Genomic DNA, 13,038 nt, shown 5'->3' with positions numbered 1-13,038 from the left:
AAAGCTATTTTTTATTGGTCAGCACGTCTTGATATTCCACACCGTAAATGTGGAGCATAACCATCAGAAAAGATAAAATAAGCGGGCCGTACAAAATTCCCAGCGGGCCGAAAGCATTAATTCCGCCAAGAATTGCCAGAAAAACATAAATGGTGGAAACCCGCGAAGCTTCGCGCACAATCATGGGGCGGAGCACTGTATCGATACCTGTTACCAACACTCCGCACCAGAGCAGCAGAAAAACAGCAAGTTTCAATTTTCCGACAATTAGCAGATAGATTGTGGCCGGAACCCATATTAATCCGGTTCCAAGAACAGGAATAAGGGAAGCAAAACTCATCATTGTACCCCAAAAAAGAGCCGGGATACCAGCGATTGCCAGCCCTATTCCGCCGACAATACCTTGGAGAAATGCGATAAAAAGACTCCCGAAAAGCACTGATTTTGAAACTTTTCTAAGGCTTTCAATAATAAAATCCTCTTGTTCAGCCCTTAAGGGAGAAAGATATCTCACTCGTCCAATAAACCGTTCTCCGTCCTTTAAAAAAGAAAAAACCAGAAAATTCATAATCAGGAAATGTGCAACCAGACTTGCCATGTTAGTGGCCAGCCACGTCCCGGAAGTCAACATGGCCTGCCCGAAACTTCTCGAAATCTCGAGAACCTTGGACTGAATATCCCTAGAACTGATCTCAAAAAATGGGAATTTCTGTTCAAACCATTGCAGATAGGTACTGTAATGTTGTGAGTCAAAAAGAGTCGAAAAATCCGTAGTACGCAACCACTCGTTAATGGCAGTAACGGAATCAACCCCCTGCCCTATCAGACCTAAGAAAAACACAACGGCCGGGATAATAATGGCGAAAATGATAATGCATACAGTTAAAAATGCCCCAAGAGCAGGTCTTTCGCCAAGCCGAGAAGATATCTTCTTGCTCAACGGATAAAAAATACCACTCAAAACAACTGAAATGATGATCGTATTTATGAAAGGCTTGATAACAGAATATCCCAACGCAATAGCGGAGAGAAGCAATAGTATAAGAAAAAAAGTATATATTGCCGGAGATTTAATTATTTTACCTTCAGGAGGGGGAGTCATGAAAAGTCCTTGAATCTGATTAATTATGCTAAGGGATGCCCATCCTTCCAGATAACAATAGCAAGCACAATTAAAATCAGGTCGATTTTAAAATATAATCAGACATTACCTCAAAAGTATTGTCCGCCTCTTTCTTCATCCGGGAAACCAAACCTTCCACAATCTCTAAATTTCCATGCTGAAGATATTTTTCAATCTCACTTGCTAAGGAAGAAAGCTTGTGAGCTCCGACATCAAGTGACAAACCACGCAAAAAGACCACCTCTGACTTCAAAACTTCCAGATCAGTCCTAGCAATAGCCTCATCCACCTTGGCAAGATGGTCTGGGACAAGCTTTAAGAAATGGCGATAGATTTCCCTGACAAGCTTATCATTACCGTCCAGACGTCTTATTGTACCCTTTAAATCAAGGTTGATTCCGTTTTCACAATCTGTATCATGCTCAACCCGGACCGGAGCAGCACGGTCTTCACCTTTCACAATAGAAAGCATTGCCCGCATCAACTCACTTGAATTAAACGGCTTCGACAGATAGCCATTCATGCCGACCTCAAGGCATCGTTCCCGATCTCCTTTCATGGCATGGGCTGTAAGCGCAAGAACAGGAACATGAGGCTCAACATTATCTATATAGCCGGTGCGAATCAGCCGTGTAGCTTCCAAACCATCCATAACCGGCATCTGAATATCCATAATGACTAAATCAAAAGACTTTGTCGCCAAAAGACTGATTGCTTCCTGACCATTCTCAACCATCTCCAACTCACAATTGGCATCTTCAAGGAAAGCAGAAACCACCCTCCGGGTGATAATATTATCATCAGCCAGCAATATCCGCTTGAACCTACTGAAATCCATACATTCATAATTAGACTTGGGATGCCTGCTGTGCTGATTGCCTGTTACGGTTTTGAACACAGCTGTAAAATAGAAACTACTGCCCTGAGAGGGTTTGGTTTCCAGCCAGATAGCCCCTTGCAACATATTTACAAGATTATGGGTAATCGCAAGCCCAAGCCCTATGCCGCCATGTTTGCGGGTCATATAATCTTCAAGCTGGGTAAAACTTTCAAAAATAGAATCAGCTTTGCCCCGGGAAATTCCCACCCCTGTATCGGAAACAACAAAGAGCAACCTGATAGAACCTGCTGGATATGGATCATCCATACAATCGTCAGGCATAACCTCGATAGTAATCCCGCCTTTGTCGGTATATTTTATGGCGTTGCTGACTATATTATTTAAAATCTGGGTCAACCTACCGGAATCACCCTGTAATTCACCGGAAATCTGCGGATGGATAAAACACTCAATGTTCAATCCTTTATTTATAGCATTCGGACCATGAGAATTCATAACCAGCGATAAAATCTGACGGACATCAAAAATACCTTCACGCAATTCAAGTATGCGCCGCTCAATCTTTGAATAATCGAGCATATCATTAAGCACCCGCAACAATGAGGAAGCAGAGCCTTTTATCAATTCAACGTACTCTTTTTGCTCGGGAGCGAGGCCGCTACCCAGCAAAATCTCACTCAATCCCAGAATTCCATTCATGGGCGTACGCAATTCATGACTGATAGTTGCAAGAAAGGAACTTTTAGCCTCGTTGGCTGCTTCTGCATCAGCTACAGCCTGCCGGTACTCCTGCTCCATACCATGTTTATAGAGAGCAATCTCAATGGACGAACGTAACTCACGTTCTTCAAATGGTTTCAGCAGATAACCGAACGGCCCTGAAAGCTTAGCCCTGCTAAGAGTCTTTTCATCTGAGAAAGCTGTAAGAAATACAACGGGAATATCATATGTTTTAATAATTATATTAGCAGCTTCAATTCCATCCATTTCACCCTGAAGCTTAATATCCATCAAAACCAAATCAGGACGGGTTGCACCGGCTTTTTCAATTGCCTCATCACCTGTTACGGCATCACCGGCAATAATGTAACCTAAGCGTTTTAAAGTAGCCTGAATATCAAGGTTAACAATCTTTTCATCATCAACAACCAGAATCCGCTTACCAGCCATCAACTCTACCCCATTAGCATTTAATTAAAAATAAGGATCAATCACGGTATAATAAATATTCACAGAATTGAAAACACATTCCGGTTATTTAATAATTAAAAAACCGACCCTGAATCTTCAGGGTCGGTTTTCTCACACAAAATTACAAAAGCAATTAAAGAATCTGATCCAAAAACTGCTTCAAACGCGGATGATCAGCACTGTTGAAAAACTCTTCAGGGGGCGCGCAGGCAATGATTCTACCGTCTTCCATAAAAACGATCCTGTCCGCAACTTCGCGGGCAAAACCCATTTCGTGAGTTACGACAACCATGGTCATACCTTCGCGGGCCAGATTTTTCATTACATCCAGAACCTCCCCGATCATCTCAGGGTCCAAAGCGGAAGTCGGTTCATCAAAAAGCATGATCTTGGGATTCATGGCCAACGCACGGGCAATTGCCACACGCTGCTGCTGTCCACCGGAAAGCTTGGAAGGATAGACATTAGCCTTCTCACGAATACCGACTTTCTTGAGCAGATCAACGGCAATAGCTTTTGCTTCTTCCTTCTCCATACCTTTGAGGCGGATCGGAGCCATGGTCAGGTTTTCCAGAACAGTCTTATGCGGAAAAAGGTTAAAAGACTGAAAAACCATCCCCAGTTCCTGGCGAATGCTATTTATGTCATTTTCCTTGTCATGAACATCCAGACCGTCAACAATAATAGAACCTTTATTGATTTCCTCTAGACGGTTGATGGAACGCAGCAATGTACTTTTACCTGAACCGGAAGGACCGATAATAACGACCTTTTCACCCTGCTTGATATCAAGTGAAACATCACTGAGAGCAGCCAGATCACCAAAGAATTTGTATACGTTCTTAATTTCGATAATGGGATTAGCGGTCATAATGATTCAACCTCTCTTCCATGTGGCTCACCGCTCTTGAAAGAATCAAAGTAATCAACAGATAAACAAGTGCGATCATTGTGTAGGTTTCAAAATACTGAAAACTCTCAGCTGCGAATTCACGTCCGCGCCTGAGAATATCAGCAACAGCCAGAATAGAAACGAGAGAAGAATCCTTCAAGAGAGCAATGAATTCGTTACCGACCGGAGGCAGAATAGTACGCCATGCCTGCGGCAGGATGACCAGAAACATCGTTTCTTTTTTGTCGAATCCAAGAGACCTTGCTGCCTCAGTCTGACCTTCATCAATGGATTCGATCCCGGCGCGGAAAACTTCACCCATATATGCACCGTAACAAACACTCATGGCGATGATAGCCGAGAGCATGTCCGGTACCTGCAGAACGCGGCCCATGGCATAATAAATGTAGAAAAGCTGTACCAGAAGCGGAATACCCCTGACAATTTCTACATATGTTGAAGCCACGAGGTTAATGAATTTATTACTTGAAATTCGTCCCAACCCGGTGAAAAGGCCGATGATCAACGCCCCGAAAATTGAACAGATGGTAACCTCAAAAGTGACTACGATACCATCAGGAATAAAAAGCAGAATATCCCTGTAAGGATCAGGCTTGGTAATGATCAAATAGGCAATGACACCGACTGCACCGATAAAGGAAACCCACCAAGCATTCAGCAGACTTTTGTCACTGCTGTCAGGAATGCTGGCCCCGTCCGTAACCTCAATCTTAACTTGTTTTTCTTTCATATATATACCCGGGCTGCATGAAAATGCCGGGACCGGCTAACTTCCGATCCCGGCCATTTGTTTTCAACTCAAGCCTGCTGGTCTGCAATTAGTTGCTGCCGAACCATTTGGCTTTGATTTTATCGTAAGTGCCGTCTGCTCTTACAGCAGCAAGACCTTTGTTGATCAGGTCCAGAACTTCGGTATTCCCTTTTTTAACGGCTACGCCGAGGTACTCAGCTTTATCGCTTTTTACAATGAAAGCGATTTTGAGCTTCTTGGAATACTCTTCCTGCTGCAGTGCAAAGTCAGCAGCGATGGGGTCATCACAAACAACTGCTGCGAGACGGCCATTGTAAAGGTCTTCCATGGCGAGGCCGATTTCATCATAAGATTTGGGGATTACGCCTTCTACACCTTTAATAGCGAAATATCCGGTAGTTCCGATCTGAGCACCGACATTCATGCCTTTGAAATCAGCAAGAGTTTTCGCTGTTGAATCTTTAGCAGTAACAACAGACTGCTGTACTTCAAAGTAAGGCTCAGCAAAGTCCATCACTTTTTTACGTTTTTCGTTAATGGATACGGAAGAGCAGATTGCATCGTATTTTCCGGCGGCAAGACCAGCAAAAATACCATCCCAGGCTACGTTTTTAATTTTCACTTCGTATCCTGCAGCTTTGGCGCACGCTTTCATCAAATCGACAGAAAAACCAACGATCTGCTTATCTTTGTTGACAAACTCCATGGGGGGCCATGTGCAGTCGGATGCAATGTTAATCACCTTTTTTCCGGCAAGAGCAGGTGTCGCAGCAAGAATAGTCAACAACAGAGCAACTATAATCCTCTTCATAAAAATATTCCTCCAAATAAGTTAAAATACCCTCTAAATAACAAACATGAAAATTATACAAAACCGTAACGGTGTCAATAACGGTTTACATGCACAATATTGTTTTCTTTGAACTATAAAGCGTGTAAAAAAATGTTTTCTTGAACTTTATTCAAAAAAAAGTTAATTTTCCAGATTCTTTTTTTCAAAGGGGCATTACTCATGAAAAACAAAGTCAAAGAAGAAAGGCAGGAAGCCGTCGAGGTGATCTGCCCCAAATGCCGTGAAACCCGGATTGTCTATTTCCCTAAGGAATCAATGCCGACCTGCCCTGTCTGCAAGGTCGAAATGATTGTTAAGGAAGTACTTACAGAAGGCAAATACGGTTGATCGGTTCTACTACACATTTTGACTTAATCGCAGACAAGGACTTTAAAGGAGACAGCTATGAAAAGAATTTGCATGATGCTGATCATGGTGCTGGCACTCGGCTTTGCAGCCACTGCCAATGCAGCTGACATTGATCTGGCCAAGAAATCAACCCTCAACTCCGTTCTGAAAAGCGGTGAACTGCGCTGCGGTATCGCGTCCGGATACATCCCCTTTCAGATGACTGATAAAAAAGGCCGCATCGTCGGTTTCGAAATCGACCTCGCACGTGAAATGGCTAAAGCCATGGGTGTAAAATTTGTTCCGGTCAACATGGAGTTCGATGGCATCATCCCCGCTCTTCTTACCAACAAAATTGACATCATCACCGCCGGTATGACCGTCAACCAGGAGCGTAACCTGCAGATCAACTTTGCTGAACCTTTCATGGTTGTAGGTCAGACTGTTCTGCTTAACAAAAAACACGAAGGCAAAATCAAGTCCTACAAAGACCTGAACAAGCCTGAGTACACTATTGTTTCCAAGCTCGGCACCACTGGCGAACAGGCTGCAAAACGCTTTATCCCTAAAGCAAATTACAAGTCTTTCGACCTTGAAACCGACGCAGCTCTTGAAGTCCTCAACGGCAAAGCCGATGCTATGATTTACGACCTGCCCTTCAACGCTATCTTCATGGCTGAACAGGGTGAAGGCAAGCTCGTATTCCTCGACAAGCCTTTTACTTACGAGCCTCTGGGCTGGGGTATCAGCAAAGGTGATCCCGATTTCCTGAACTTCCTCGGAAACTTCCTGCACCAGATCAAGAACGACGGACGTTACGAAAAACTTTACAACAAGTGGTTCGAAAGCACCTCCTGGCGTAAAAACATGTAGTAACACCTATGAGTTTTATGAGGGGCGGATTATCCGCCCCTTTATTCAGATTGTTGACAAACGGTCGATAGCGCCATATTCATCGACCCTTTCCCGGCAATCTGAATTTTTGCTTTTTGTAGTAAGAACTTAAATTTTAAAAATCGGCTTATATTATGAGTGGAACATCATTGAGAGCTCCCGGCAAAGGCCGGAACTACGAACTTTTCTGGAAGACTGTATTTTTCATCGGCCTGTTTGCCACCATGTTCGGCCTATACTGGGCAACACAGCAGGTAGATTATGTCTGGCGTTGGGAGCGTATTCCGAACTACTTCTATTATCAGGACGAAATCAATATCAATTCAGATATCGAAGGCAACATTACCTCTATTAAAGAGCAGGGGAAAAATGCCATCGTTACTGTAACCGGGGAAAACCACGAATCCGAGCAGTATGAAATACCTGCTTCCGGGATACGTGTTTACGAAGACGACACAGTTTTTGTCGGCGACACTATCGGAGTCCTAAAAGAATGGAAACCCGGTGTCATCCTTGACGGTTTATTTGTAACCCTCAAGGTCAGTGCCATAGCCATTGTCTTCGCTATCATACTCGGGCTTTTCACAGGATTGGCCCGTATTTCTCAGAACCCTGCGTTAAAGCTTTCCGCAATTACCTACATTGAACTTATCCGCGGTACCCCCCTGCTGGTACAGATGTTCATCTGGTATTTCGTACTGGGAACACTCGTCAACAACATGCTTGCAAAATACGATATCCCCCAGATCCCACCGCTCTGGTTCGGTATAGCATCACTGGCAATTTTCGCGGGTGCTTATGTTGCTGAGATCGTTCGTGCCGGTATTCAGTCCGTTCACCGCGGACAGATGGAAGCAGCCCGTTCACTGGGTATGTCAAAATACTATGCCATGAAACACATTATCCTGCCTCAGGCTTTCCGGAGAATCCTCCCCCCGCTGGCAGGACAGTTCATCAGTATGATCAAGGACTCCTCGCTGCTTGGAGTTATCGCAATCAGAGAACTTACCAAAGGCACAAGGGAAGCGGTATCCACAAGCCTGCAGCCGTTTGAGCTGTGGTTCCTTTGTGCACTGCTCTACCTCGTACTGACTTTTGCTTTCTCCATGTTTGTACAGTACCTTGAGAAGAAAATGGTGCAGAGATAATGATTGAAGTAAAAAACATATACAAAACTTTCTATGTTCCCCATGAAGTGCAGGCCCTTTCCAATGTTTCACATACTGTGGACAAAGGACAGGTCGTAGTTGTTATCGGCCCTTCCGGTTCCGGTAAATCAACCTTCCTGCGCTGCCTGAACAGACTTGAATACGCTGATTCCGGCCACATCTTCATTGACGGAATTGATATTCTCTCTCCCAAGACAAATATCAACAAAATCCGCGAAGAAGTAGGCATGGTATTCCAGTCCTTCAACCTTTTCCCGCACAAAACCGTGCTGGAAAACCTGACCATCGCCCAGACCGTAGTCCGCAAAAGGACAAAAAAGGAAGCCGGTGAAGTAGCCATGGAACTGCTTAAGAAAGTAGGCATCCACGACAAGGCCGGAGTTTACCCTACCCAGCTTTCAGGCGGACAGCAGCAGCGTGTTGCCATCGCCCGTTCACTGGCTATGGAGCCCAAGGTTCTGCTCTTCGATGAGCCGACCTCAGCTCTTGACCCGGAAATGGTAGGTGAAGTTCTTGATGTAATGAAGACAGTTGCAAAGGAAGGCATGACCATGGTCGTGGTTACCCACGAAATGGGTTTTGCCCGCGAAGTTGCAGACGAAGTTGTCTTCATGGATCAAGGGATGCTCATTGAAAAAGGCACCCCGGACCACTTCTTCACCAATCCTGAATCAGACAGGACCAAGGCTTTCCTCAGTCAGATCCTGTAGCCCTTATGACAACAATAAAAAAGGCCGCTCCCATATGGAAGCGGCCTTTTTTATTAGAAATATGTAAAGGTTTAATCTTTCTTGTCACGCTTATCACGTACATTCTTCATGGTTAATCCCGCAACACACCCCACAAGCATTCCCAGCAACAATGCTCGCTGGAGATCCATGAAAAACCATCCCGCAATGGCTCCTACTGATCCACCCACAAGAATTCCGCGAGCCATGCATTCCAGCAGTCTCTCAAAATTCTTATCTTCCTTTAATTCACTCACGTCACACCTTCTTAGCCTGTATTAATTCATCAAGTTGGTCCGCTTGTTCCTCAGAAAGAGACATAAATCTCAGCCCGATACCGGGCATCTGCGATTTCACTCCCCAAGGCACAGTCCACAAGACTTCCGATTTAATTGGAGTTTTGTCATCCAACTCCATAAATGCCACCCAGAGGGTATCGCCCTTCTTCCACCGTGTAACAGAAAATAAAAAACAGCCTTCAGCTGAAAAATTCAAGGCTACGCTTTTTTCCATCTGGCTTTTAGAGGAATTGATGTCCCTGTTCAGCAAAACATTCAAAACCTTGTTCGCCCTTTTGGTGCCACGTAAAGACCTCGCTGTAAAGTTCCTGCAGCTTTCCCGAAAAAACTCCTCTAAAGAAGTGCCATGCCCGGAAAATTTCCCTGTAGGAATACACCTTATACCTTCAGCCGCTTTATAGCTAAGTCTCATAACCGGGAAATTATCGCTCAAAAGATTTGCATCCGCCTTATCCGCAGCAGTAGAACGAAGCAAGGTAGGAATATCAATCAAAAATCCGTTGTACTTTACCTTATTATGCTTACGAGAAATCTCATGAAGGGACTCGGCAACGTCGCAATCCAAATCAAAGCTTTTTAAAGCCTGAACATATACCCCCCGGTTATCTCCGGGAGCTGCAACGAGCAGGATTCTCATTCTATCCACCCTTAATCAACCTCCATAAAATAAAATCCGCTTGGCTAACAGCCATTAACAATATATACTCACAAAATCAAAAATTACACAGTTATAAAGGTTTTCAAGCATTAATATAACTTAAGCCTCTGCTTCAAACAACCGACATCGCAAATTAATGCGCATCAGATTCCAATTCAAAATCCTATCTAACTATAAATCGGATACTGTCCATGAATGAAACGCCTAAAATACTGACGATTGATGACGATGAGAGCGTTCGCCTTTCCATTGCACACTATCTTGAAGATAGCGGGTATGAAGTCCTCCAAGCCAGCAATGGCCATGAAGGATTAAGAATATTTCACGAGCAGGAACCGGATGTTGTCCTTCTTGACTTGAGAATGCCGGAAATGGACGGTCTTTCAGTTCTCAAGCAGCTTGGTCAGGAAGCACCTCAAACTCCGGTAATAGTAGTCTCCGGAACAGGATCATTTGAGGATGTAATTGCCACGGTAAGACTTGGTTCATGGGACTATATTCCAAAACCGATCACAGATCTTACTGATCTGGAAAATGCAATCCTGCGAACCCGCGAAAGAGCGAGACTTTTAGTTGAAAACGAACGCTACAAAGAAGAGCTCGAATGCAAAATCCGCGAAAGAACCGAAGAGCTGCAATTAATGAACAAAGTTCTTTCTGAGGAGATTACCGCACGTAAAAAATCTGAAGGGCTGGTCCGGGCATCTTTGGCTGAAAAAGAGGTCATGCTCAAAGAAATCCATCATCGGGTCAAGAATAACCTGCAGGTAATCTCAAGCCTGCTAAGCCTGCAAAGCGGCTATACTGATGATAAAGAGGCAAGCAACCTGCTGCGAGAATGCCAGCACAGAGTCAGATCCATGTCCATGCTGCACGAAAAGCTGTACCGTTCAGAAGACCTTTCCCGCATTGATATGAGTGAATACGCCCTGACCCTGATCAACTTTTTACTTCGCTCGTATTCTGTTGATGGCAAAGTCAACCCTACCTATAATATTAATGACATCCATATGGGGATTGATTCAGCTATCCCGTGCGGTCTGATCATCAATGAACTGGTTTCAAATGCTTTGACCCATGCCTATGAAATGAATTCTGGTGGTGAACTAAAAGTCTCCATGCACAGAGATAACGACCGAATTAAATTGGAAGTCTCAGACAATGGAGTCGGATTACCTGAAAATTTCTCCATCAGCGGTTCACGAACTCTGGGCATGACCCTTGTGGAAACGCTTGCGCAACAACTAAATGGAGAAGTTCATTTTTTCAATGATAATGGAGCCACCTTTCAAATCAGTTTTCCGGGATAAACTCAGACTTGATTGAAATCAAAAGGCGGTGTAGTTTGCTAGCCGTGATCCTTGCAATAGAACTACTGAAGAAGGAATAAAGAATGGAACTTAGTTTTAAACAAATAGATGAAATCACCGTTGTAAAAATTGAATCTCCCGAACTGAACCACGTAGTAAGTCACGATTTTCAGCGTCAGATTCAACCCATTTTCGAAGAGAAACAGTTTAATGTAGCACTCGATATGGACAGTGTTGATTTCATGGACAGCATGGGCATCGGAACCTTGATCACACTGCGGAATAAACTGATGAAAGAAAAAGGCAACATTGCCATGTTCAACATCAGTGACAGGGTAAAGAAAATTATCGACATTGCCGCCCTGCACAAAGTTTTTGATCTTTTTGAAACAGAAGATGATGCGGTTAATGGCCTGAAAGACAAAATGCTGGCCTAACTGAAATTGATATAAAACCGGGCAGGCTGAAAAGTCTGCCCGGTTTATTTTTTTCCCACCTCCACCCACTGCCAATATGTCTCTCAAAGATAATTTAATTCAACCTGCTCTTGCTACCTTCAAAGATGCTGCCCGCATCAGTCTCGATCTGTTCAAAATCATGATCCCGGTAGTCATTGCCGTCAAAATTCTCCAGGAATTTAATCTGGTCGGATATCTAGCCGCCCCGCTGGCACCGATTATGAAGATGGTAGGCCTGCCCGGAGAAATGGGACTTGTCTGGGCTACTGCATTAATTAACAACATATACAGCGGATTAATCGTTTTCTTGAGTCTGGCTCAGGACCAGCCCCTTACCGCCGCTCAAGCAACTGTGCTCGGCACGATGATTCTTGTCGCCCACTCGATGCCTGTTGAACTACGGGTAGTACAAAGCTCCGGTCCCAAACTGGGATTCCAGTTGCTTATCCGAATGGGGGCTGCATTCCTGATGGGCCTGGTACTTCACTTTATTTACCAAAATTTCGACGTTCTGCAGGGACCTGCAAACATCCTGCTGACTCCGGACAATTCCGCAGTCGAAAAAACAATTTTAGAATGGGCCTTTGGTGAACTGCGCAACCTGATTTCCATCTTCGGTATCATTTTATGCCTGCTGGCAATCATGCGTATCCTGACCAAATTACGGGTAATTGCAGCAATGGATTTCCTGCTGCGCCCCTTCCTGACCATGATGGGAATCGGCACCAAGGCTTCAGCTCTTACCGTAGTCGGCCTGACAATGGGGCTTTCATACGGCGGCGGAATGATCATCCATGAAACAAAATCAGGGCGCATTGATAAAAAGGATGTCTTTTATTCACTGACACTGATGAGTATCTGCCACAGCCTGATTGAAGACACCCTGCTGCTCATGATGATAGGTGGACACGTATCCGGCCTGTTCTGGGGACGACTGATCATGTCCTGTATGATAGTCGCCGCTTTGGTCCAGATAACAAAATTTATTCCGGCCGGTTTTGCCGACAAATATTTATGGGGTCTCCCCAAACAATCTTAAAAAACTAAAGGAATGGCTATGATCGTTACTACCGTAAACACCGAAAATGCTCCCGCAGCAATCGGCCCGTACTCGCAGGCCACTATCTATAACTCGCAGGCTTTTGTCAGTGGTCAGCTTGGCCTTGTACCGGAAACCGGGGAATTTATCTCTGATGACGTACAGGACCAGACAAGGCAAGCCCTTAAAAATCTCAAATCCATCCTCGAAGCCTGCAGAAGCTCCATGACCAAGGTTATCAGTGTGGATGTTTTCCTGACAGACATGAACGACTTTGGCAAAGTAAACGAAGTCTATTCCGAATTTTTCTCCAGCCACAAGCCTGCACGGGCCGCCATCGAAGTAAGCGGCCTCCCCAAAGGCGGACTCGTGGAAATCAAGTGCATTGCGGCCATCTAGGAAGTTGATACGCTTCGCGCTTTTCTAAGACACATCTTGCTAAAGCTTTGAAAGGGACCTCGCGGTCCCTTTTTTGTGCCCTTCT

General features: G+C 44.5%; 15 protein-coding genes. 8 read left to right on the top strand and 7 right to left on the bottom strand.

What is annotated here, in order from left to right:
* Positions 1-4: 4 nt before the first annotated feature.
* The 5 genes from ACNI23_RS04225 to ACNI23_RS04205 all read right to left on the bottom strand — a co-directional run bounded on the left by ACNI23_RS04225 (position 5) and on the right by ACNI23_RS04205 (position 5,630).
* Positions 5-1,102: an AI-2E family transporter gene (locus ACNI23_RS04225; protein WP_420246963.1), complete on the bottom strand. Its 1,098-nt coding sequence runs from the start codon at positions 1,100-1,102 to the stop codon at positions 5-7.
* 76 nt (positions 1,103-1,178) lie between these two features.
* On the bottom strand, positions 1,179-3,134 hold the full coding sequence (locus ACNI23_RS04220) for a hybrid sensor histidine kinase/response regulator (protein ID WP_420246962.1): 1,956 nt from the start codon (positions 3,132-3,134) through the stop codon (positions 1,179-1,181).
* 154 nt (positions 3,135-3,288) lie between these two features.
* Positions 3,289-4,026, bottom strand: coding sequence for an amino acid ABC transporter ATP-binding protein (locus ACNI23_RS04215; RefSeq protein ID WP_420246961.1), 738 nt, complete (start codon positions 4,024-4,026; stop codon positions 3,289-3,291).
* Positions 4,016-4,798 (bottom strand): amino acid ABC transporter permease, encoded by a 783-nt coding sequence (locus ACNI23_RS04210; protein WP_420246960.1) that lies wholly within the window; start codon positions 4,796-4,798, stop codon positions 4,016-4,018. Before ACNI23_RS04210 ends, ACNI23_RS04215 begins: the two co-directional genes overlap by 11 nt.
* An 88-nt stretch (positions 4,799-4,886) precedes the next feature.
* Positions 4,887-5,630 carry a basic amino acid ABC transporter substrate-binding protein gene (locus tag ACNI23_RS04205; RefSeq protein ID WP_420246959.1) on the bottom strand — a complete coding sequence of 248 codons (744 nt, stop codon included), beginning with the start codon at positions 5,628-5,630 and terminating at the stop codon, positions 4,887-4,889.
* Positions 5,631-5,831: 201 nt separating this feature from the next.
* Here ACNI23_RS04205 and ACNI23_RS04200 point away from each other — a divergent pair, with 201 nt between their 5' ends.
* The 4 genes from ACNI23_RS04200 (at position 5,832) to ACNI23_RS04185 (ending at position 8,772) form a co-directional block, all read left to right on the top strand.
* Positions 5,832-5,999: a hypothetical protein gene (locus ACNI23_RS04200; protein ID WP_420246958.1), complete on the top strand. Its 168-nt coding sequence runs from the start codon at positions 5,832-5,834 to the stop codon at positions 5,997-5,999.
* A 57-nt stretch (positions 6,000-6,056) separates the two neighbouring features.
* Positions 6,057-6,872, top strand: coding sequence for a transporter substrate-binding domain-containing protein (locus ACNI23_RS04195; RefSeq protein ID WP_420246957.1), 816 nt, complete (start codon positions 6,057-6,059; stop codon positions 6,870-6,872).
* 155 nt (positions 6,873-7,027) lie between these two features.
* The gene (locus ACNI23_RS04190) at positions 7,028-8,041 is read left to right on the top strand and encodes an amino acid ABC transporter permease (protein WP_420246956.1); all 1,014 of its coding nucleotides are present in this window, start codon (positions 7,028-7,030) and stop codon (positions 8,039-8,041) included.
* Positions 8,041-8,772, top strand: a complete 732-nt coding sequence (locus tag ACNI23_RS04185; protein ID WP_420246955.1) for an amino acid ABC transporter ATP-binding protein — start codon at positions 8,041-8,043, stop codon at positions 8,770-8,772. Before ACNI23_RS04190 ends, ACNI23_RS04185 begins: the two co-directional genes overlap by 1 nt.
* 71 nt (positions 8,773-8,843) lie before the next feature.
* Here the strand turns inward: ACNI23_RS04185 and ACNI23_RS04180 are convergent, their stop codons facing one another.
* Both ACNI23_RS04180 and ACNI23_RS04175 read right to left on the bottom strand, forming a co-directional pair.
* Positions 8,844-9,047, bottom strand: a complete 204-nt coding sequence (locus ACNI23_RS04180; RefSeq protein ID WP_420246954.1) for a hypothetical protein — start codon at positions 9,045-9,047, stop codon at positions 8,844-8,846.
* A 1-nt stretch (position 9,048) separates the two neighbouring features.
* Entirely contained in the window at positions 9,049-9,582 is a 534-nt protein-coding gene (locus tag ACNI23_RS04175) for a PilZ domain-containing protein (protein ID WP_420246953.1), read from the bottom strand.
* 356 nt (positions 9,583-9,938) lie between these two features.
* Between ACNI23_RS04175 and ACNI23_RS04170 the strand changes: the two genes are divergently transcribed.
* From ACNI23_RS04170 to ACNI23_RS04155, 4 genes are all read left to right on the top strand, one after another.
* Positions 9,939-11,057 (top strand): histidine kinase dimerization/phosphoacceptor domain -containing protein, encoded by a 1,119-nt coding sequence (locus tag ACNI23_RS04170; protein ID WP_420246952.1) that lies wholly within the window; start codon positions 9,939-9,941, stop codon positions 11,055-11,057.
* An 83-nt stretch (positions 11,058-11,140) separates the two neighbouring features.
* Positions 11,141-11,494: an STAS domain-containing protein gene (locus ACNI23_RS04165; protein WP_420246951.1), complete on the top strand. Its 354-nt coding sequence runs from the start codon at positions 11,141-11,143 to the stop codon at positions 11,492-11,494.
* 76 nt (positions 11,495-11,570) lie between these two features.
* Positions 11,571-12,554, top strand: a complete 984-nt coding sequence (locus ACNI23_RS04160; RefSeq protein ID WP_420246950.1) for a hypothetical protein — start codon at positions 11,571-11,573, stop codon at positions 12,552-12,554.
* Positions 12,555-12,572: 18 nt separating this feature from the next.
* Positions 12,573-12,953 (top strand): RidA family protein, encoded by a 381-nt coding sequence (locus tag ACNI23_RS04155; protein ID WP_420246949.1) that lies wholly within the window; start codon positions 12,573-12,575, stop codon positions 12,951-12,953.
* Positions 12,954-13,038 lie beyond the last annotated feature (85 nt).

This window comes from Maridesulfovibrio pacificus (SeqCode) (genome assembly GCF_048612815.1).
GTDB classification, from domain to species: Bacteria; Desulfobacterota; Desulfovibrionia; order Desulfovibrionales; family Desulfovibrionaceae; genus Maridesulfovibrio; species Maridesulfovibrio pacificus.
This window is presented reverse-complemented; position numbering and strand designations above follow the sequence as displayed.

What these genes read in the sequence shown, in the direction of transcription:
- ACNI23_RS04225 (WP_420246963.1), bottom strand. Translation starts at nt 1,102, where the DNA reads ATGACTCCCCCTCCTGAAGGTAAAATAATTAAATCTCCGGCAATATAT.
- ACNI23_RS04220 (WP_420246962.1), bottom strand. Translation starts at nt 3,134, where the DNA reads ATGGCTGGTAAGCGGATTCTGGTTGTTGATGATGAAAAGATTGTTAAC.
- ACNI23_RS04215 (WP_420246961.1), bottom strand. Translation starts at nt 4,026, where the DNA reads ATGACCGCTAATCCCATTATCGAAATTAAGAACGTATACAAATTCTTT.
- ACNI23_RS04210 (WP_420246960.1), bottom strand. Translation starts at nt 4,798, where the DNA reads ATGAAAGAAAAACAAGTTAAGATTGAGGTTACGGACGGGGCCAGCATT.
- ACNI23_RS04205 (WP_420246959.1), bottom strand. Translation starts at nt 5,630, where the DNA reads ATGAAGAGGATTATAGTTGCTCTGTTGTTGACTATTCTTGCTGCGACA.
- ACNI23_RS04200 (WP_420246958.1), top strand. Translation starts at nt 5,832, where the DNA reads ATGAAAAACAAAGTCAAAGAAGAAAGGCAGGAAGCCGTCGAGGTGATC.
- ACNI23_RS04195 (WP_420246957.1), top strand. Translation starts at nt 6,057, where the DNA reads ATGAAAAGAATTTGCATGATGCTGATCATGGTGCTGGCACTCGGCTTT.
- ACNI23_RS04190 (WP_420246956.1), top strand. Translation starts at nt 7,028, where the DNA reads ATGAGTGGAACATCATTGAGAGCTCCCGGCAAAGGCCGGAACTACGAA.
- ACNI23_RS04185 (WP_420246955.1), top strand. Translation starts at nt 8,041, where the DNA reads ATGATTGAAGTAAAAAACATATACAAAACTTTCTATGTTCCCCATGAA.
- ACNI23_RS04170 (WP_420246952.1), top strand. Translation starts at nt 9,939, where the DNA reads ATGAATGAAACGCCTAAAATACTGACGATTGATGACGATGAGAGCGTT.
- ACNI23_RS04165 (WP_420246951.1), top strand. Translation starts at nt 11,141, where the DNA reads ATGGAACTTAGTTTTAAACAAATAGATGAAATCACCGTTGTAAAAATT.
- ACNI23_RS04160 (WP_420246950.1), top strand. Translation starts at nt 11,571, where the DNA reads ATGTCTCTCAAAGATAATTTAATTCAACCTGCTCTTGCTACCTTCAAA.
- ACNI23_RS04155 (WP_420246949.1), top strand. Translation starts at nt 12,573, where the DNA reads ATGATCGTTACTACCGTAAACACCGAAAATGCTCCCGCAGCAATCGGC.